Source organism: Mammaliicoccus sp. JADD-157 (assembly GCF_049310805.1).
Classification (GTDB): domain Bacteria; phylum Bacillota; class Bacilli; order Staphylococcales; family Staphylococcaceae; genus Mammaliicoccus; species Mammaliicoccus lentus.
Genome location: NZ_JBMOVZ010000006.1, coordinates 87,430 through 108,921 on the forward strand (window position 1 = coordinate 87,430; position 21,492 = coordinate 108,921).

General features: G+C 31.1%; 19 protein-coding genes. 15 read left to right on the forward strand and 4 right to left on the reverse strand.

The window, feature by feature from the left end:
• Nucleotides 1-5 precede the first annotated feature (5 nt).
• The gene (locus ACO6VN_RS14365) at nt 6-1,193 is read left to right on the forward strand and encodes a CamS family sex pheromone protein (RefSeq protein WP_194200022.1); all 1,188 of its coding nucleotides are present in this window, start codon (nt 6-8) and stop codon (nt 1,191-1,193) included.
• A gap of 502 nt (nt 1,194-1,695) precedes the next feature.
• Here ACO6VN_RS14365 and putP (ACO6VN_RS14370) read toward each other — a convergent pair.
• Complete coding sequence (putP, locus tag ACO6VN_RS14370; protein WP_422404818.1) at nt 1,696-3,228, reverse strand: sodium/proline symporter PutP; 1,533 nt, start codon at nt 3,226-3,228, stop codon at nt 1,696-1,698.
• A gap of 259 nt (nt 3,229-3,487) precedes the next feature.
• Nucleotides 3,488-5,017, reverse strand: a complete 1,530-nt coding sequence (gene putP / locus ACO6VN_RS14375) for a sodium/proline symporter PutP (RefSeq protein ID WP_216683992.1) — start codon at nt 5,015-5,017, stop codon at nt 3,488-3,490.
• 165 nt (nt 5,018-5,182) lie between these two features.
• Here putP (ACO6VN_RS14375) and gatC point away from each other — a divergent pair, with 165 nt between their 5' ends.
• The 14 genes from gatC (at nt 5,183) to ACO6VN_RS14445 (ending at nt 20,134) form a co-directional block, all read left to right on the forward strand.
• Nucleotides 5,183-5,482 (forward strand): Asp-tRNA(Asn)/Glu-tRNA(Gln) amidotransferase subunit GatC, encoded by a 300-nt coding sequence (gene gatC, locus ACO6VN_RS14380; RefSeq protein ID WP_016999054.1) that lies wholly within the window; start codon nt 5,183-5,185, stop codon nt 5,480-5,482.
• 3 nt (nt 5,483-5,485) lie between these two features.
• Nucleotides 5,486-6,952, forward strand: coding sequence for an Asp-tRNA(Asn)/Glu-tRNA(Gln) amidotransferase subunit GatA (gene gatA / locus ACO6VN_RS14385; protein ID WP_064204893.1), 1,467 nt, complete (start codon nt 5,486-5,488; stop codon nt 6,950-6,952).
• 6 nt (nt 6,953-6,958) lie between these two features.
• Nucleotides 6,959-8,386 carry an Asp-tRNA(Asn)/Glu-tRNA(Gln) amidotransferase subunit GatB gene (gene gatB, locus ACO6VN_RS14390; protein WP_064204894.1) on the forward strand — a complete coding sequence of 476 codons (1,428 nt, stop codon included), beginning with the start codon at nt 6,959-6,961 and terminating at the stop codon, nt 8,384-8,386.
• A gap of 210 nt (nt 8,387-8,596) precedes the next feature.
• Complete coding sequence (locus tag ACO6VN_RS14395) at nt 8,597-9,562, forward strand: diacylglycerol kinase (RefSeq protein ID WP_016999051.1); 966 nt, start codon at nt 8,597-8,599, stop codon at nt 9,560-9,562.
• 60 nt (nt 9,563-9,622) lie between these two features.
• Nucleotides 9,623-10,996: a 23S rRNA (uracil(1939)-C(5))-methyltransferase RlmD gene (gene rlmD / locus ACO6VN_RS14400; protein WP_422404819.1), complete on the forward strand. Its 1,374-nt coding sequence runs from the start codon at nt 9,623-9,625 to the stop codon at nt 10,994-10,996.
• A 20-nt stretch (nt 10,997-11,016) separates the two neighbouring features.
• The gene (locus tag ACO6VN_RS14405; protein ID WP_064211559.1) at nt 11,017-11,715 is read left to right on the forward strand and encodes a GNAT family N-acetyltransferase; all 699 of its coding nucleotides are present in this window, start codon (nt 11,017-11,019) and stop codon (nt 11,713-11,715) included.
• A 164-nt stretch (nt 11,716-11,879) separates the two neighbouring features.
• The gene (locus ACO6VN_RS14410; protein WP_064211560.1) at nt 11,880-12,425 is read left to right on the forward strand and encodes a hypothetical protein; all 546 of its coding nucleotides are present in this window, start codon (nt 11,880-11,882) and stop codon (nt 12,423-12,425) included.
• 53 nt (nt 12,426-12,478) lie between these two features.
• The gene (locus ACO6VN_RS14415) at nt 12,479-15,586 is read left to right on the forward strand and encodes a hypothetical protein (RefSeq protein WP_422404820.1); all 3,108 of its coding nucleotides are present in this window, start codon (nt 12,479-12,481) and stop codon (nt 15,584-15,586) included.
• Nucleotides 15,577-16,191, forward strand: coding sequence for a hypothetical protein (locus ACO6VN_RS14420; RefSeq protein ID WP_422404821.1), 615 nt, complete (start codon nt 15,577-15,579; stop codon nt 16,189-16,191). The genes ACO6VN_RS14415 and ACO6VN_RS14420 overlap by 10 nt, the downstream gene beginning before the upstream one ends.
• A gap of 26 nt (nt 16,192-16,217) precedes the next feature.
• On the forward strand, nt 16,218-16,775 hold the full coding sequence (locus tag ACO6VN_RS14425; RefSeq protein ID WP_064211566.1) for a hypothetical protein: 558 nt from the start codon (nt 16,218-16,220) through the stop codon (nt 16,773-16,775).
• A gap of 110 nt (nt 16,776-16,885) precedes the next feature.
• Nucleotides 16,886-18,022, forward strand: coding sequence for a PQQ-dependent sugar dehydrogenase (locus ACO6VN_RS14430; RefSeq protein ID WP_422404822.1), 1,137 nt, complete (start codon nt 16,886-16,888; stop codon nt 18,020-18,022).
• Nucleotides 18,023-18,117: 95 nt separating this feature from the next.
• Nucleotides 18,118-18,663: a DUF3267 domain-containing protein gene (locus ACO6VN_RS14435; RefSeq protein WP_016999043.1), complete on the forward strand. Its 546-nt coding sequence runs from the start codon at nt 18,118-18,120 to the stop codon at nt 18,661-18,663.
• Nucleotides 18,664-18,731: 68 nt separating this feature from the next.
• Nucleotides 18,732-19,799 carry a DNA polymerase IV gene (gene dinB, locus ACO6VN_RS14440; RefSeq protein WP_016999042.1) on the forward strand — a complete coding sequence of 356 codons (1,068 nt, stop codon included), beginning with the start codon at nt 18,732-18,734 and terminating at the stop codon, nt 19,797-19,799.
• Between the two features lie 119 nt (nt 19,800-19,918).
• Entirely contained in the window at nt 19,919-20,134 is a 216-nt protein-coding gene (locus tag ACO6VN_RS14445; RefSeq protein ID WP_016999041.1) for a hypothetical protein, read from the forward strand.
• A gap of 40 nt (nt 20,135-20,174) precedes the next feature.
• On the opposite strand, the gene ACO6VN_RS14450 is transcribed toward ACO6VN_RS14445, so the two are convergent.
• Both ACO6VN_RS14450 and ACO6VN_RS14455 read right to left on the reverse strand, forming a co-directional pair.
• On the reverse strand, nt 20,175-20,738 hold the full coding sequence (locus ACO6VN_RS14450) for a 3'-5' exonuclease (RefSeq protein ID WP_016999040.1): 564 nt from the start codon (nt 20,736-20,738) through the stop codon (nt 20,175-20,177).
• A 195-nt stretch (nt 20,739-20,933) separates the two neighbouring features.
• Entirely contained in the window at nt 20,934-21,440 is a 507-nt protein-coding gene (locus ACO6VN_RS14455) for a ferritin (protein ID WP_016999039.1), read from the reverse strand.
• Nucleotides 21,441-21,492: the final 52 nt, after the last annotated feature.

Sequence of the window (21,492 nt, forward strand, 5' to 3'; positions counted from 1 at the left end):
ATGATATGAAAAAAGGGTTACTAATATTAGCATCTGTTATGTTACTTACAGCATGCTCATCTGATACAACTCAAAAAGATAACCAAAACAAATCTGAAAAAGATAAAGAACAAACAAAACAGATTTCTACTGGTATGCAAATCTCAAATGATTATTATCGTACTTTATTACCATTTAAAATAAGTGCTGCTAGAGGATTAACACAAGATAATATGGTATCTAGTTATAATAGCGAAGCATTTGAAAGTGGCTTGTTAGACATTAGTAAACAAACATTTTCACCTGATGAATATTTGTACCGTGATGGTCAATATCTTGAAAAAGATACAGTTAGAGCTTATTTAGCACCTAAATATACTAAAGATGAAATAAAGAATATGAGTGCTGAAGAAAAGGAAGAAAAACAAGCTGGTGAAAATTTAGGTCTGAACCCAAGTCATAAAGGCGAAACAGACCCTGAAAAAATAGCTGAGAATTCTCCTACATACTTATCTCATATTATTGAGCAAGATTACTTTACCGAAAGTGATGCTAAGAAACAAAAGATTTCAGGTATGACGATCGGTTTAGCAATGAACAGTGAGCATATATATCAAAAAGAAGAATATGGTGAAACATATACTAAAAAGTTAGATGAAAAAGAAGCAGAGAAACAAGGTAAAGAAATGGCGGAAGAAATCTTATCTCGATTACGTGTAAGAGATGATATTAAAAACATCCCAATTAATTTTGCTATATTCATTCAATCAGGCGAAGGTGATATTAAACCTGGTAAGTTTGTAACATATGGAACAAGTGAAGGCGGTAAAAGGTCAGTTAAAAGCTGGGAAAATATGAATGAAAAACATGTCACGATTCCTTCATCAGAAGCAGCTGATTTAGACAAAAATTTAAATTCTAATTTCGAACAATTTAACCAGGACTTACAAAAATATTTCCCTAATTTTACACAATCAGTAGGTACAGGTAAGTTTGAAGATGATAAATTAACAGAGCTTGAAATTAAAATTCCACTAGATTATTATGGCAAAGCCGAAGTTATAGGTGTGACGCAATATGTCGCAGATTTATCTGAGAAGTACTTTAAAGGTGTAGATGATATTGAAATTTCAATAATTGATGGGGAAGAACCACAGTCTTTAATTACTAAAACAAAAGATGATAAAGAACCAGAAATTCATATTTACAAATAAATAAGAGCTTAAAATAATTCTCCTAATCCGTTAATTTTTAAATAGCAGATTAGGAGAATTTTTAATATAGGAGTGGGGTAGAAATCTCGTTATTGCCAAGACTATGGAGAAAAGGGAGCAAGGCTACCGTTATTGACACGTTTGGTGAGAAGTGGCAACAAGGCTACCGTTATTGACACGTTTGGCGAGAAGTGACAATAAGGCTACCGTTATTGACACGTTTGATGAGAAGTGGCAACAAGGCTACCGTTATTGACACGTTTGGTGAGAAGTGGCAACAAGACTACCGTTATTGACATGTTTGATGAGAAGTGACAATAAGGCTACCGTTATTGACATGTTTGATGAGAAGTGGCAATAAGGATTCCAAAAGTTGCAAGACGCGACCCACGTGCAACATAGCGTCTCCAGTTTACCACTATAAATACATAATAAAGCTCCCAATCCATCGGATCGGGAGCTTTACTCTGACTATAAATATCATGATCTATAATCATTTATTTTAATTTTCATCTAAAATACGATTCATTTTATCTAGATTATCAATAACGTGTTTTTCTGGTTTTTTCGTAAATGAACTTACAACTGTTGTTACAACAACGTTAGTTAAGAAACCAGGGATAATTTCATAAAGTTCGAAAATACCTCCGTGTCCTTTCATCATAATCCAGAATAGTACTACGATAGAGGATGTTACCATACCTGCGATAGCACCGTTTTTACTTAAACCTTTCCAGTATAATGACATTAATACTAGAGGTCCGAATGCTGCACCGAAACCAGCCCATGCATTACCTACTAAGTTTAAAATAGTGTCGTTTGGCGTCCATGCTAACATCATAGCAACGATTGCTACAAGTAATACTGCAAAACGTCCTATCAATACGAATTCTTTATCTCTATCTGCTTCTTCACCTCTTTTTCTAGTTATAATCTTATAGAAGTCTTGAGTTAAAGCACTTGATGTAACAAGTAATTGAGATGAAATTGTACTCATGATAGCAGCTAATATAGCAGCTAAGAAGAACCCACCAACTAATGGATGGAACAATACTTGACTCATTAAGATAAAGATTGTTTCTGGGTTATCAATTGTTTGAGTTGTATCATGGATGTACGCAATACCAGTTAAACCAACTAAACAAGCACCAATTAATGAAATAGCCATCCAGCCAATGCCGAAACGTCTAGCTTTTGGTAAAAGTTTATGAGATTTAATTGACATGAAACGAACGATTATGTGAGGTTGACCAAAGTAACCTAAGCCCCATGCTATTAAACCAATGATACTAATTGCTGAAGTACCTTTAAACAAATCAAGGTTTGTAGGTTTTACTTCTGCAACTGTGTTAAATGTATCAAAACCATTTAGCGTTATTAGTGCTGCAATAGGGACCATAACCATCGCTATTAACATAATGACACCTTGGAAGAAGTCTGTTAAAGAAACAGCTAAGTATCCTCCAAAGAAAGTATATATAACAACGATACCCATTGTTAAAATAGCACCAAGTCTATAATCTAAACCGAATGCACTTTCAAATAGTGTACCACCAGAAACCATACCTACTGATGTATACAATGTAAAGAATACTACTATAATAATACCTGAAATAATTTTTAATACATGTGAATTGTCTGCTACGCGTTTTTCAAAGAAATCTGGAATTGTAATCGCGTTTCCTGTGTGTTCTGTATAAACACGTAATTTTGGTGCGACTAATATGTAATTTAACCAAGCACCTACTGTTAAACCGATAGCTAACCATGTTGCTGATAGACCAATGCTATAAACTTCTCCCGGAAGCCCCATGATCATCCAACCACTCATATCGGATGCACCAGCGGATAAAGCTGTTACGTAAGGACCTATACTACGGCCACCTAACATGTACTCATCTAAATTGCTTGTAGATTGTTTATATGCATAATAACCAATCGCTAATAGTACAACAAAATAGACTATAATCATGAAGTAAGTCTGCCAGCCTGAAACAACTCCAGCACTAGCGTCAATTTGTCCTAAAATAAACATTTTCCCGCTCCTTTATATTTTTTATATATTTTAAAGTTGCACGTTGCCCATTATACACAATTGAAATAATATTCAAAGGGTAAAAAGTAACCAAAGTGTATATTTAGCTTACCATGTTTTGATTTTCATGTCACAAATTGTACACAATTCGAATAAAAGTAAAATATGCTGACGCCTGTGTTTATGTAGGGTATAGCGAATTTTTAAAATTCAGCCAAAACTTAAAAGTTTGACTAATTAAAATATTAAAAATTTCTTATTAATTTTTTAGAATTTTAACCATTTCATCAAAATTATTTACTGTTTTTTCCTCTGGAGGATTTGTGAATAGGCTTACAATGATTGTTAAAATCATACTCATTATAAAACCAGGAATAATTTCATAAAATTCAAAAATACCGCCGTGTTCTTTCATTAATATCCAAAATATTACAATTAGTGAACCACTTACTATCCCAGCTATAGCTCCGTATTTAGTAAGGCGTTTCCAATATAACGATAATAGTACAAGGGGACCAAATGCCGCTCCAAAGCCAGCCCAAGCATTTCCCACTAAATTGAGTATTGTATCGTTTGGATGCCAAGCAATATACATTGCGATTAAGGATACGATTAATACTGAAATACGTCCGACGAGAACGAACTCTTTTTCGTGTTCTTTATCTTGTAATGTCTTACCTCTTAAAAGCATATAAAAATCTTGAGTTAATGCACTAGAAGTTACTAGTAATTGTGAAGATATCGTGCTCATAATAGCTGCTAAAATAGCTGCTAAGAAAAATCCGCCGATTAATGGATGGAATAAAAATTGACTCATCACAATAAAAATAGTTTCAGGATTATCGACTTTTACATTGTTTTCTTCCACAAAAACGATACCGATAAGACCTGTAATACATGCTCCGATTAAAGAAATTGCCATCCATGAAATGCCGATTCTTCTAGCTCTCGGCATTAATTTGTGAGTTTTAATAGACATAAAACGTACTATAATATGTGGTTGACCAAAGTAACCTAAACCCCAAGCGAGTAAACTGATTATGCCAACTGTTGTTGTTCCTTTAAACCAATCTAGACTAGTGGGGTTTAATCGGCCGACTTCTGAAAATGTATCTAGACCATTTAATTTGAGTATAGCTACTATTGGAACGAGCACTAAAGCTAATATCATAATGACACCTTGAAAGAAGTCAGTTAATGATACAGCTAAATAACCTCCAAATAATGTATAGAGAATAACGATGCTAGCAGCTAGTATTAAACCGACATGATAGTTTAATCCAAATGCACTATTAAATAAAACACCGCCTGCTACCATTCCTGAATGTGTGTATAAAGTAAAGAATATGACGATTACTAAACCAGAAATTATTTTTACAATTCTAGTATTGTCCGATAATCGCTTTTCAAAGAAATCAGGTAATGTTATCGCATTGTCGGAAAGCTCTGTGTAAATTCTTAAACGTGATGCAACTAATATGTAATTAAGCCATGCACCAATCGTTAACCCGATAGCTATCCAAGTAGCTGATAATCCAATACTATAAACAGACCCAGGTAGCCCCATAATCATCCAACCACTCATATCAGAAGCCCCAGCTGATAATGCTGTTACTAATGCACCTAAATCTCTTCCGCCTAACATATATTCATCAAGCGTGCTTGTCGATCTTTTGTATGCATAAAATCCGATTGCTAACAAAATCGTAAAATATACAGCAATCATGACATATGTTTCCCAAGAAGTTTCGACTTTTACATTTTTAAACGTATTTCCAAGTATTAACATGAAAAACCACCTCTCACTCATTGACTTAAGTTCAGAAATTATTCTGATAATTTATTATACATCAATGTATACGCTTTCATGTAGTTATTTTCTATTAACTTTAGATTTTTATATGAAAATTTGTTAAAATTATATGATGTTAGATTAACTAAGGAGGCGTCGCACATGACGAAAGTAACATCTGAGCAAGTTGAACATGTTGCTAATTTAGCTAGACTTGAAGTTTCACAAGACGAAGTCAATGAATTCACACAATCGTTAGAGGATATCTTAAACTTTGCAGGACAATTAGATGAAGCTAATACAGAAAATGTTGAGCCAACATTCCACGTATTAGATTTACAAAATGTTCTAAGAGAAGATAAGAGTGAATCAGGGATTCCTCAAGAAGAAGCATTAAAAAATGCTAAAGAAACTGAAGCTGGCCAATTTAAAGTACCAGCTATTATGAACGAGGAGGACTAAAGCATGACAATTCGTTATGAAACGGTAGAACGTTTATCAGAAATGATTAAAAACAAAGAAATCAAACCATCTGATATCGTAAGAGACATTTTTGATGCAATTGAATCAGATGATAAAAACATAAAAGCTTTCTTAGCTCTTAACAAAGAAGAAGCTTTAAAACAGGCAGAAGAACAAGATAAATTACAAGCAGAAGATAAAATGGAAGGTAAACTATTTGGTATTCCAATGGGTATCAAAGATAACATTATTACTGAAGGCGTTGAAACGACTTGTGCAAGTAAAATGTTAGAAGGTTTCATTCCTATTTATGAATCTACTGTAATGAATCAATTAAAAGCTGAAAATGGAATTTTAATTGGTAAATTAAACATGGATGAATTCGCAATGGGTGGTTCAAACGAAAATTCTTATTTTAAGAAAACCGTAAACCCATTTGATCATAAAGCTGTTCCTGGTGGTTCTTCTGGTGGTTCAGCAGCTGCAGTTGCGGCTAGTTTAGTACCATTCTCATTAGGTTCAGATACAGGTGGTTCAATCCGCCAACCTGCATCATATTGTGGTGTAGTAGGTATGAAACCTACATATGGACGTGTATCACGTTTTGGTTTAGTTGCATTTGCATCTTCATTAGACCAAATTGGACCGATTACACGAAACGTAAAAGATAATGCTTTAATTTTAGAAACAATCGCAGGTCATGATGAAAAAGATTCAACAAGTGCACCTGTTGAAGATGTAGATTTCACTTCAGAAATAGGTAAAGACATCACAGGATTAAAAATAGCAGTTCCAGAAGAGTTTCTTGGTGAAGGTGTATCTGAAGATGTAAAAAATTCAGTTACTGAAGCTGTTAAAACTTTAGAATCTTTAGGTGCTACTGTTGATCGTGTTTCATTACCGAATACTAAATATGGTGTAGCAAGTTATTACATCATTGCATCTTCAGAAGCGTCTGCAAACCTTGCTAGATTCGATGGTATCCGTTATGGTTTCCACTCTAAATCTGCAAATACATTAGAAGAGTTATATAAAAAATCTCGTGGCGAAGGTTTCGGAGATGAAGTTAAACGTCGTATTATGTTAGGAACATTTGCATTAAGTTCTGGTTATTATGATGCTTATTACAAAAAAGCTCAAAAAGTAAGAACATTAATTAAACAAGACTTTGAAAAAATATTTAAAGACTATGATGTTATCGTTGGACCAACTGCTCCAACAACAGCATTTAATATTGGTGAACAAGTTGATGACCCATTAACAATGTACGCGAATGATATTTTAACAATTCCTGTTAACTTAGCTGGCGTACCATCAATATCAATTCCTTGTGGTAAATCAAATGGTCGTCCAATTGGTTTACAAATTGTTGGTAAACCATTCGATGAAAAAACATTATACAAAGTTGCTTATCAATATGAAACACAATTTAACTTACATGATGACTATAAAACATTACAAGGAGAGTGAATCTGAATGCATTTTGAAACAATAATCGGCTTAGAAGTACACGTCGAATTAAAAACAGAATCAAAAATGTTTTCACCATCACCAGCTCATTTTGGTGCTGAACCGAATACAAACACAAATGTAATAGATTTATCATATCCAGGTGTTCTACCAGTAGTAAACAAAACTGCTGTAGATTGGGCTATGCGTGCAGCAATGGCATTAAACATGGATATTGCTACAGAATCAAAATTTGATAGAAAGAACTATTTCTATCCAGATAATCCGAAAGCGTACCAAATTTCACAATTTGATCAACCAATTGGTGAAAATGGTTGGATTGATATAGAAGTTGACGGCGAAACAAAACGTATTGGTATCACACGTTTACACATGGAAGAAGATGCGGGTAAACTTACTCATAAAGATGGTTATTCTTTAGTCGACTTAAACAGACAAGGAACGCCATTAATTGAAATCGTATCTGAACCAGATATTCGCTCACCTAAAGAAGCGTATGCTTACTTAGAAAAATTACGTGCTATTATCCAATACACTGGCGTATCAGATTGTAAAATGGAAGAAGGGTCACTTCGTTGTGACGCTAACATTTCATTACGTCCATACGGTCAAGAAGAGTTTGGTACTAAAGCAGAATTGAAAAACTTAAACTCTTTCAACTATGTTCGTAAAGGTTTAGAACATGAAGAAAAACGTCAAGCTGAAGTGTTATTAGCAGGTGGAGAAATTCTACAAGAAACTCGTCGCTTTAACGAAGCTACTGGCGAAACAATCTTAATGCGTATTAAAGAAGGTTCAGATGACTATCGTTACTTCCCAGAACCAGATTTAGTGCCACTTTATGTTGATGATGAATGGAAAGAACGTGTAAGACAAACAATTCCTGACTTACCAGACGTTCGTAAAGAGCGTTATGTAAATGACTTAGGTTTACCAGCATACGATGCTCACGTATTAACATTAACTAAAGAAATGTCTGATTTCTTCGAAGAAGCGATTGAGCATGGAGCAGACGTTAAATTGACTTCAAACTGGTTAATGGGTGGCGTTAATGAATATTTAAATAAAAATCAAATCGATTTACAAGATACTGCATTAACACCAGAAAACTTAGCTGGAATGATTAAGTTAATTGAAGATGGAACAATGAGTAGTAAAATTGCGAAAAAAGTGTTCCCTGAATTGGCTAAAAATGGCGGCGACGCTCAACAAATTATGAAAGATAAAGGTCTTGTTCAAATTTCAGATGAAGAAACACTATTAGGATTTGTTACTGAAGCTTTAGACAATAATCCACAATCAGTAGAAGACTTTAAAAATGGTAAAGGCAAAGCAATGGGCTTCTTAGTTGGTCAAATTATGAAAATTTCAAAAGGACAAGCGAACCCTCAAGTTGTTAACCAATTACTAAAATCAGAATTAGAAAAAAGATAAAAGATAAATATATGGGTATGAGACATAATTAATTGTCTCAGACCCATTTTTTTCTTTGGTATAACCTTTGTTATTACTCAATACTTTGTGGAATCAATTAAAATGAAATATAAAAATATTTATAGTACACAAAACGTTAATATATTTTACTTTCTAATATGTATCATTTGCTATAATATAAAGATATAAGAATATACAAGAGGGATCACAATGAAAAAAAGAGCTAGAATCATTTATAATCCAACATCAGGTAGAGAGTTATTTAAGAGAGCACTACCAGACGTGTTGATTAAATTAGAACAAGCTGGATACGAAACAAGCGCTCATGCTACAACGAGTGCTGGAGATGCTACATATGCTGCTAAAGAAGCTTTGAAACATGATTATGATGTTATTATAGCAGCTGGTGGAGATGGTACTCTTAATGAAGTTATCAATGGTATCGCTGAAGCAACTAATCGACCTAAATTAGGTTTAATTCCAATGGGGACGGTAAATGACTTTGGAAGAGCATTGCTTATACCTAATGATATTATGGAAGCTGTAGATACGATCATTAAAGGTGATCTCGTGCCAGTAGATGTTGGTAAAATGAACAATCGCTACTTTATAAATATTGCTGGTGGTGGTAAAATCACCGAAGTATCATATGAAGCACCAAGCAAATTAAAGACTATGGTAGGACCATTAGCTTATTACATCAAAGGTTTAGAAATGTTACCACAAATTAAATCAACAGATATTCGAATTGAATATGATGGTAATGTTTTTCAAGGTGAAGCCATGATGTTTTTAATAGGTTTAACAAATTCAATTGGTGGTTTTGAAAAATTAGTACCAGATGCTGAAATCAATGATGGTAATTTCACTTTATTAATATTAGAGAAAGTTAATTTTGCTGAACTTGGTCATATTATGACATTAGCTTCTAGAGGCGATCATATTAACCACCCGAAAGTACATTATACAAAAGCAAAAACGATTAACGTATCATCATTTGAACAAATACAGTTGAATGTAGATGGTGAATTTGGTGGCGTTCTACCAGCCAATTTTGTGAATTTAAAAAGACATATACAAGTATTTTCTAAATTAGAACGTGTGAAAGCAGAACATGGTATTGAAACTGTAGAACGAGAAAGAGAAAGACTTCACGAAGAGCAAACTGAAGAATAAATACATAGGGACATTTAACTGTCCCTTTTTTCTATGTTGTACGTGAAAGAAGGAGAAATTATGGCAAGTATAGTAAATAAAAACGAAGTGTATACGGGACAAGTTATAGATTTTACACATGAAGGTCATGGCGTTGTAAAATTTGATAGATACCCAATATTTGTACCAAATGCAATTAAAGATGAAGAAATAGAATTCAGAGTTATAAAAGTAAAAAAGCAATTTGCTATTGGTAAACTGTTAACTATAAAAGAAACATCAAATGAAAGAGTTGAACCACCTTGTGAATATTATAAAGTTTGTGGTGGGTGTCAATTACAACATTTAAGCTACGAAGCCCAATTACAAATGAAAAAAGAACAAGTCGTCAATTTATTCAAGCGTAAATCGAATTTTGAAGATACCGTTATACATGACACAATAGGTATGGAGAACCCTTGGCATTACCGTAATAAATCTCAAATACCAGTCGGGAAAAATAAACATGGTGAAATTGAATTAGGATTTTATAGACAAAGAAGCCATGATATTGTAAATATCGATCACTGCATGATACAAGATAAGAAGCATGACACAATTATGGTTAAAATAAAGCGATTAATAGAAGATTTGAATTTAAGTATTTATAACGAACATAAGCATAAAGGTGAATTAAGACATATCATCTTAAGAACAGGTTATTATACTGGGGAAACTATGGTTATTTTTGTAACAAACAGTAAACAATTAAGTCATAAAAATAAAATCATAGAATTTATTACTTCAGAATTTGATAATGTAGTTAGTATTAAACACAATGTGAACCGAGAAAAATCAAACGTTATAATGGGAAGAACATCTTATACACTTTATGGAAAAGATACAATTACAGATCAACTAGCAGAATATCAATTTAAAATATCAGATACATCTTTCTATCAAATTAATCCAACTCAAACCGAAAAACTATACAGCAAAGCATTAGAATACGCACAATTAAACGGTGAAGAAACAGTAATTGATGCATATTGTGGAATTGGCACAATAGGGTCATATATGTCACAAAAAGCTAAACACGTATATGGTGTAGAAATAGTAGAACAAGCTATAGAAAACGCAAAAGAAAATGCGAAAATCAATCATATAGAGAATGCGACATGGGAAGCAGGAAAAGCAGAAGAAGTTATATTAAAATGGCAAAAAGAAGGTATTAAGCCAGAAGTCGTTATGGTCGATCCACCAAGAAAAGGGTGCGATCAAACATTCATAGAAACACTAATTGAATTGTCACCAAACCGTATTGTGTATATATCATGTAATCCAGCAACACAAGTAAGAGATGTAGAAATCTTAAAAGGAAGCGGCTATCAACTAAAAGAAATAACTCCTGTAGATATGTTCCCACACACAACACATGTAGAAACAGTCGCTTTAATAGAGAAAATAAGTGAATAAATAAGTAATGGGGTGATTAAATGAAACAGAGAATTAACGAATACAACCTACCAATTGGTGAAGAGTTACCTAACTGGCAGCCAAGAAAGTTTCCTACTGATATACATTATGTCGGTAAGTATACTATTATTACTCGGTTATCTCATTCACACACTAAAGACCTCTATAATGCATATAGAGATTCTCATCCTAGTAATTGGACTTACTTACCATATGAGTATCCTCAAGACTATGAATCTTTTGAAGAAGAGTTAAACGAAAAGATTGAAAGCACGACAATTATCTTCTATGCGGTAATAAATAAAGAGACAAACAAAGCTCTAGGAATATTTAGTTTAATGAGAGTTGATCAAGCAAATGGAGTAGTCGAAGAAGGACATGTTAACTTTTCAGATTCATTAAAAAGAACAAGAATGTCTACAGAAGCACACTATTTATTAGCTAAATATGTATTCGAAGAACTTCAATACAGACGCTACGAATGGAAATGTGATTCTTTAAATGCTAACTCCTATAAAACTGCATTGCGTTTAGGATTTCAGTATGAAGGGACTTTCAGAAACGCTGTAGTCTATAAAAATCGCTCAAGAGACACATGTTGGTTTTCCATGTTAATAGAGGAATGGCCGAAGCATAAACAAGCATTTAATAAATGGTTGGCAGAAGAGAATTTTGATGACGAAGGAAGACAACTTCACAGGTTAGAAGAATTTAAGTAAATAAATTTATTGAACAACCAGTTTATTAGCTGGTTGTTTTTTTAATATATTTATCTAAAATTTTACATATAAAATCTTGAATTCTATTTTTAAATTATATATTATATAAATAATAAAAAATGGATATAATTATAAACTTAAAGAGTCGAAAGCAGGGGGTATAAATGAGCAAAAATAAAATGTGGATAACAATTGTCATAATTTTCTCACTTATTAGAAAGTTGATAGTTTTAAGTATTATATGTATATTAATAATTTTTAATTTAATTACAAATTCAGTGTATTATGGTAAATATACGCCTCATGGAGAAGGAAGAATGCCAGACGTTGAATTAGCAATATTGATGTTGGGGCGGTATGATACACCAAACATTGAAGGCTTAATTTGTAGTAATAAGATTATTAATATTATACGTAATGACAATATAGAAAATTCTCCTGGTATTTCTTTAACGGGTAATAGTTATACTTATATAGATTCTAAGAAATATACATATACTTTCAATTTGAAATTTGATTTAGTTGAAGCATCAGATAGCGAACATAAATCAGTTCCATTAAATAGAGTGAATGTTAATGAAGTTAAAAAAGAAATTAAACATGTTGTATTTCCAATTATTGATTATCAACCTGATCCTATAATCAATCTACAATGGCTATTTGATATATTGAGTGAAAATTATTTTAATTACAAGGAAGAAACAAAATAAAGAGGGTGATGATATAGATACTATGAAAACAATTGAATAAGTGAAGATGAAATATGAAAGCATTTAAGAAAATAAGTTTTTGTTTAATCGTAATTATTATTCTAATAATTACACAATCAAAGACATATGCAGAAACTAATGAAAACAATCTTGATAAGAATGGAAGTATAAAAACAGAATTGCAAGCAATTAAGGTAGAAGATAAAACGGATACTATAATTATTTATAATAATAACTCCACTGACCAGAAACCTATTTCTCCAAGTATTGAAACCGATTTAATATCTGAAAATACTGAACCAATTATAACAAATACTGAGGTTGAAGGAGAAGAAGATAATAGCAAAACAGGAGTTGCTTACTTTGACAATATAAAAATAAAAGTAACTGGTGAAAACATTACTGATGATAATATTCTTACAAAAGAAGGGTTACATTGGTCAGATAAAACGCATGTAGATATTATTAAAGGAGAAGAAAGGGGAGAAATTAATGATATAGACACCTTTGGCTTTCAAAATACACCTATCAAACCAGTAAAAGCGTATAGTATGAATAATGGTGATAAAGGAAGGATAAATTTTGTAGGCAAAACAAAATCAGGAATAAACTTAGATTTATTATGGACTGTTAAAGATTCTGATAATAAAGAATGGAAAAAGAATTCTGGTTATAGTAATAACGGTCGCGTAAAGGGATTAGCTTTTACAGGAGAACAGTTAATACCAAATACTAGTGGTAATTCAATCGTTACTCTTTATAATGAAGCTAATAAACTTAGTCTTTTTTATCAAATAGTAAAACATGGAACTTTTGAAGAAAATCCAGTTTTATTGAGTTTTATTTCCACAGATATAGACGCAGCTCAAGGTGTAAAAAGTGATTTAGCGAACCTTGTACAGATAATACCTAAGGAATCGAATCTTAAGGTTAGTGATAATGTAATCTACGATGCTACTCCAAGGGTTGTTGGTTTAAATGGTTCAGTAGACTTGCCACACGGTGGATATCTAGGTGCAGGATTTCTTTCGAATTTTAACTATACATTTTATTCACCTGCCCCAAATAGAAGAAAAAGTTCTTACAATCATGCAGTTGCAGTTAGATATGATATTTTCGGCAGTAGTTTACAAGTTAAAATAGATACAAGAATAAAACAAAAAATCGATGTAAATTATTTAGATATAAAAGGTAAGAATCTTAAAAAACCTGAAGTTTATTATGGGTATACAGATAAAGTGTATAAAATAAATGTACCTAAAATAAATAATTTCACAAAAATACATCATACTATCAATTTTGGTAATAAAAATAATCCGATTGTAAATATATACTTTAACAAGGTTCCTAGAATTATTTATAATTTTATTGATGAAAAGGGTGAAAAATTAAAAAAATCAATAACCCGGATTGAGAAGGTAGGAACTCACTTAAATTACACTCCACCCTTGATTAAAGGATTTATGAAACCTGAAAATTATAATAAAGTAATAGAAAAAGACAATGTTCATAACTTTATTTATAAACATGCTAAAATTTTTAATGAAAAACTTGCAATTAAAAAAAATAAAAATTTAAGTAAGAAAAAACATTTTAAAGCATTGCCTAAAAACTTAGATATAAAGAAAAATATACCAAGAATGACTAATAAAAGTAAATATACAGTAGCACTCAAAAACAATTCTAAAAATTTTAATGCAACTAGAGTTAGCAATAAACCTCGAAATAGCTCAAAGTCAAAAAAGCCTCAAAAATATATAAAACCTCAGGCGAATATTTCTTATCAACCAAAAAACATAGAAAATAAAAGTATCTCAATTAATAGTAATTATATAATCTATAAAACTCAAAAAAGCACTTTAAATACTAGGATCAAACATAATGAAAAAGAGAACTATTCTTTAAGTATAGTTAGAAAAAATTTTAAGGAGAATAAAAATATATTCATTCCTAGAAAAAATGACATAGATTGGTTCGCAATAAATACAGGATTAAAAGGTAGAGAAAAAAAGAAATTTATAGAATATATTGACAATATAGCGAGGATAGCAAGAAAAAAATTTAACGGAGATATTAATAAAATAAACCATGAAGTTGCAAATGCCATCTCTTATAGAGTATACCATAATGATACATTACAAAATTTTGTTAATGATTTTGTAAAAGTAAAAGTAAATCTGAAAAGTTCAGATAAATTTGTCATGATAATAAATAAAGAAAGTGGGCAAAGAAAGAAAAGTGATGATCTCTTTGATGTTATGCATAATCATGGTGATTACCCTATAGATTTTCCACACTTGGGTGCTACATTGTCAACAGTAGAAAAAAGTAGTTGGTATAAAGAAATTCTAAAACATATTGTTGGATACTCTCCAACATATTTTAAAGGTATTTCAACTAAGGATGTTTTTTTTCAATTAAACTCACATGTTGGTGACTTGTTAACAAATTTGGATTCGAAAGATAATAATACAAATATTGATTCATTTAATTTAAACTATCATCCAGATTTTAAAGATTTACCTTTGAATGAAAGAATAAAAAAGTATTATGGTCAAAAAGATTTAAAAGAAAAAAGGAGAGAATATTATAACGAAGCTTTTAAAATAGCATTTCCTGATATTAAAGGGGATAAACATAGTTTTTTAATTATGGGCTCTATATTCAGTGTAGGCGGATTATATTTAATATTTAAAAATAAAAATAATCGAGAGAAGTTACTTAAAATGCTTAAGAATTTAAGACCCACAATTGTTAAATCTATGAAAAATCAGATAAAAGCTACTTTAAAAAAATCCTTAAATAGTATAGTTAATAAAGCTAAAAAAATCCTTAAACCTTTTAAACAAAATAGAATAAAACCAATAGCAATAAAAAGTAATAGGTCAAAAGTTAAAAAAATAACAAAAACCCTTAAACCAACAATAAAAGCAATAGGTAAATATATAAAAAGAAGAATAACAAATTCAATACGTAGAGTAATGAGACCGGCAAGAAGATATATAAAAAGAAGGATAACAAAACCAATACGTAGAGCATTGAGACCAGTAAAAAGGTATATAAGAAAATTCGTATTTTCAAATAGAAAATATAGAAATAAAAATAGAAGAGTTAATTTTAAGAATATAAAAAGATATTTGAAGAAAATGTTTTGGAAGTGATATGTGTGCTTAAAAAAACTTGGAAAGAATTCAAAGTATCGTTAGTTTTTACTTTCTATTTAAGCTTAGTGAGGTCGTTTGTAATTTTGAGTCTGCTTTCCATTTATGTGTATTCCAACTTAACAAGAAATTCTGTATATTATGCTAAATATATACCTCATAGTGAAGGTAGAAATCCGCAAGTAGAAATGCTATTACATAATTTAGATAAAGTATATACACCTGAAATAAAGGGTTTAGATTATTTAAATTTTTGTGTGATAGAATTAGGAAACTGTCAAAAATATCGCAAAGTTGGTATTGAAGGAGTCTCGGAAGGAAAGGAGGGTTCAGTAGAGTACAGAAATGTAGAATTGGATAGGGAACTTAATGGTTATTTATATTCATATAGAAATGAAAGCTATCACTTTACAGAAAATTACAGAATATTCTCTTACTATGTCGATAACTTTACAGAAAAACCTATCAACGGTATAGATGAAAAGAAAATAAAAAAAGAAATGTATGCAGTTGTGAAACCTGTTATAGATGAACAAACAGAACCCCTGATCAATTTACAATGGATATTTACTTGGTGGTATGGTGATGAATTTAAAAACCAATAAATATTTAACATCGGAGGTGATTGCCTTTGAAATTTATAAAAATATTAATTAAAAAAATATTTGAAATAAGTGTCTTGTATATTGTCCCTAGTATAGTTATTTTCTTCCTCTTAAAATATTTTTTATTTTCACACCTTGATTATTATTCTGTTTATTATGCGAAGAATATAAAACATAGTCATGATAAAGACCCTGAGGTTCAAATGGTAATGAAAAATTTAGAATATATTGAAAAGCCAAAAACAAAATTTTTAGTTTATGATTATGTTAAAGGTGAAAATCTCGTTAAAAAAATAAATTATAGTGGTAATAAATTTGATCTTGATATGTATGTTATGTATAGTTTCGGAGATATAGATTTATTTGATGAAAAAAGATATATATATGAGTTTAATAAAAAATATGAATTTTTTTCTGTATATAAAGATGAAGAAGGATATAGTTACTCACTTAGCACCGAAATGGAACAAGAAACGAAGCAAAAAATTAGAGATATCGTTCAGCCAATTATTGACGTTCAACCTAAACCAAAAATAAATTTACAATGGATATTTAATTGGATCTACGAAGAAGAATTTAAGTAAATAAATTTATTGAACAACCAGTTTATTAGCTGGTTGTTTTTTATTATTTTGAGCGATATTATTGTTTGTAAACGTATTCATCTGTATAAATAAGTTAAGGAGGGTTGTTTATGAAACGAATGTTGGTAAGTGCTATTTCTGTAAGTTTTTTATTAACGGCTTGTGGTAATGATTCTGAGGAGAGTGTGAATAAGACTGAAGAGAGTAGTGATGAAAAGCAAAATAATTCTAATAAACAACAAAGTGATTCGGATGAGAAGAAGTCTAATGATGAGGAATCTAAAGGTATGGAGACTGTGGTTAATGGTTTGAACACACCTTGGTCTATTGAGAAGATGGATAATACTTTTTATTTAACTGAGCGTCCTGGCAAGATTGTTAAGATTGAGGGTAATCAGAAGACTGATCAAAAGGTGAACTTAGATGAGAAGATTGCAACTGCTGCTGAAGCGGGATTATTAGGCTTTGTGTTGGCACCTGACTTTAAAGAATCCAATGAAGCTTATGCTTATTATACGTATGAAGGCAACGAAGGGCAGTTTAATAGAATTGTAAAATTGAAGTTAGATGGTGACTCATGGGAAGAAGAGGAAGTATTATTAGACAAAATTCCGAGTGGAGATTTCCATCATGGTGGTCGATTGAAGATTGGTCCTGATGATAAGTTGTATGCTACTACTGGTGACGCTGCAAATGATGAAATTGCACAAGATAAAGATTCTTTAGGTGGCAAGATTTTAAGATTAAATTTAGATGGTAGTAAACCGAAAGATAATGCATTTTCAAATTCATATGTTTATAGTTATGGTCATAGAAATCCACAAGGTCTTGTGTGGCCTTCAGATAATAAGCTTTATGCTAGCGAGCACGGAGACTTAGCTAATGATGAAATTAATGACATAAAGAAAGGTGAAAATTATGGTTGGCCGGTTATAGAAGGTAATGAAGAAAAAGATGGTATGGTGTCACCATTATTTACTTCTGGAGCAGATGAAACATGGGCACCTTCAGGTTTAGCTTACCATGATGGGAAAATCTATTCTGCAGCTTTAAGAGGCGAAGCAGTTCTAGAATTTGACACTAAAAATGATAAAGTTAAAAAGGTCATTACAGATCACGGACGTATTCGAGATGTCATGATTGAAGGAGAAACGTTGTATTTCATTAGTAATAATTCAGATGGTAGAGGTAATCCTTCTGATAATGATGATAAGCTATATAAAATACCATTAAACCAATTAAAATAATAACAAATAAGTTAAATTAAGAATAGAATTAATATCGTTTTTAATCTATAATATGAGGGGACGGATAAAGAGATTCAATCTGATGGAGGAATTGTATGTTAAAAATTGACTTACTCAATAGCACTTCTATATTAAAACGATTAGCATTATTACAATTTGTCCTATTTCTTTCACTCGTATTAATTGGTTTTAAAGTAATGGCGAATTTTATATATATACAAGAAGAAGGTATTCTTAGAAATATTATTGTAGGTGTTATTGGTTTAATAATTTTAATATTTATTCATGAACTTATTCATGGTATTTGTTTTAAAATTTTTCAACCATCGAAAAAAGTAAAATACGGTTACAAAAGTGGTATGTTCTACGCATCTATGCCAAAAGAAATATTTACACGTAGACAATTTTATACCATCGCGCTAGCTCCATTTGTAATTATTAGTATTGGTTTACTTTTGGTACTATTATGGTTGAAATTAAGTTCGATTATATATATTTTTGCATTCCATGGTGCAGCTTGTATAGGGGATTTCTATATGGTGCAAGTTTTATATAATCATCAACAAATGAAATATATCGAAGATACTGATGTAGGCATAAATTTATATACTGACAAGAAAAACATATCTTCAACAACTTAATACAATTTTTGTTATAATATATAGGAATTTGGGAAACCATATTCCTATTTTTTATAGAGGTGTTTAAGATGGAACGTCGAATCATTCATATAGATATGGATGCATTCTTTGCTCAAGTAGAAGTGAGGGATAATCCAAAGTTAAAAGGTAAACCGGTTATCATCGGTGGTAGAGCTTCTGGACGTGGCGTTGTATCGACTGCAAGCTATGAAGCTAGAGAATATGGTGTACATTCTGCGATGCCTATGGCTAGAGCCCATCAATTATGTCCTGATGGTTATTATGTTCGGCCTAGAATTAATCATTATAGAGAAGTTTCTAATGAAATTATGGAGATATTTAAAAGTTATACTGATATAGTTGAACCATTATCTTTAGATGAGGCATATTTAGATGTAACTGAACTAGTTCGCAGAGATTTATCAGCCTCTACTATTGCTCAATATCTTCAAAGAGACATTTACGATAAGACACAACTTACTTCTTCGGCAGGTGTTTCGTATAATAAATTTTTAGCAAAACTTGCTAGTGGTATGAACAAGCCGAGTGGTAGAACAGTTATAAATTATGAGAACACACATGACTTATTGATGTCACTACCAATAGGTAAATTTGCAGGAGTAGGTAAAGTGACTGAAGAAAAAATGAAAGAATTGAACATCCATACTGGTCAAGATTTATATGATTACAGTCAAATGGAACTCATTCAAATGTTTGGGAAAAGAGGATTGAGTTTTTATAATAAAGTAAGAGGAATTGATAACTCACCTGTTAAACCAGTAAGAATTAGAAAGTCTATAGGTAGAGAAACTACTTTTGAAACAGACCAAAACGATGATGATTTCATACTAAATAAAATACGTACTTTAAGTGGGGAAGTAGCTGTTAGAGCAGATAAGCACGAACTTGCAGGTCGTACTATAACGGTGAAAATGAAAACTCATAATTTTGAAACATTGTCTAAACAAACAAGTGTGAATAACCCTGTACATGATGAAGTAGAAATATATAACATTGCATATGAACTATATAACAGTCTTAAAGATCAAGATACAGCAATTAGATTAATTGGTGTTTCAATAGGAAATTTAGTGTCTAAAACATACCGGAATTTGACGATATATGACTTTTTATAAGTAGAAAACTTGATAAAGTGTTAAAGTACTAGTATCCTAATATAGATTGTGATTAAGTTTTGAAATCACATTGAACGGGTATTTATTCATTATTCATTATTCAGAAAGTAGAGATTGATATGAAATTTAAATTTGCTATTATCGGAATAACAGTATTAATGATTTTACTTTTTGTAAAGAGTACAATCGATACAGGAAGTTTTGATATTGTTAAATTAATAGGTATTGTTGCTATCGCTTTATTATTATTCTGGGCAGATCGAAAATTAGAAAGACCAGTCAATAAAGCAAGTCTTAAAAGAGATATTAAAAAAGAATTTCAGCACAAAGAATAAAATAAAAAATAGGGAAGCAACTTTTAATTAAGTTGTTTCCCTATTTTTTATATACATATTTTTTGTCAGATAAAGTTTTACCGTAAATGTTTATGACACTGTTTAAATCTTGATAGTGTTGCAACAATCTATAAGTGATAATTGCACATGCTTTTGCATCGTTAAGAGCGTGGTGATGACCTTTAAAATCAATATTATAATAAGACATCATATGCGCTAAACCGTATCTATGATTATTTACTGTTTTTCTTGCTAATATACAAGAACAAAAATATGTCATATCGGGTATTTCTATATTCAATTTGATAAGCGATTTAAATAATACATTCATATCAAATTTTGCATTGTGTGCGACAACAGGTAAATCGCCTATGAAGTCCATCATATAAGGGAAGACTACATCAAAAGTAGGGGAGCTTTCCACATCAGATGGTTGTATTTTATGAATTTTAATATTAAATTTAGAAAAATAATCTTTAGGATTAACTAAAGTATAAAAATCTTCAGTAATTTGATGGTCAACAACTTTAACCATTCCTATTGAACAAATACTTTCAGGATTGCCGTTAGCCGTTTCAAAATCTAACGCGACAAATGAAGACATTCAATCACTTCCTTTGAAAGTCATTATATGGATATATAATGAAAATGTAAATAAAATTGTTCGAAATGATAAAAATAAAGATGGTGGGGAGGGCGAATGTTGCAAGACGAGATTCACGTGCAACGTTCAACTTTAAAATTGCAATATAAAAAGGTCTAGGACATTTATGTCCTAGACCTTTACTTATCTTAAGAATCATTCACCATCTTCATCAAATTGACGAGCAGCTAATTCTTTTTCATATATAAATAGTGCGTTATTATCTTCTTGGATTCTTTCTAAGTAGTCAATGTGTGTTTCAAACATTGATTCTTCTTCAACTTGTTCATCTAAGAACCAATTTAAGAACGAAATAGTCGCAAAGTCATTTTCATTTTTAGCGATTTCCGATAAGTTATAGAAGCGTCGTGTTACATCTCTTTCTTGTTCAAGGCCATCTTTAAATGTTTCTAATAATGAATTAAATTCAGTCTTTGGAGCTTCTAATGATGTAAAGATAGCTTTTTCGCCACGGTCATTTATATAATTATAAATTTTCATACCGTGAAAACGTTCTTCTTTAGCTTGTTGAATATAGAAGTTTGCAAAACCGTCATAACTCTTATCCGCACAATAAGCTGCCATAGCCATATATGCGTGTGCTGCATAAAACTCGTGATTTAATTGATTGTTTAAAGCGTCTAGTATATTTTTAGATAACATTTAAAATCTTCCCTTCTATAATAAACTTGTTTATATATTTATTATACATTAT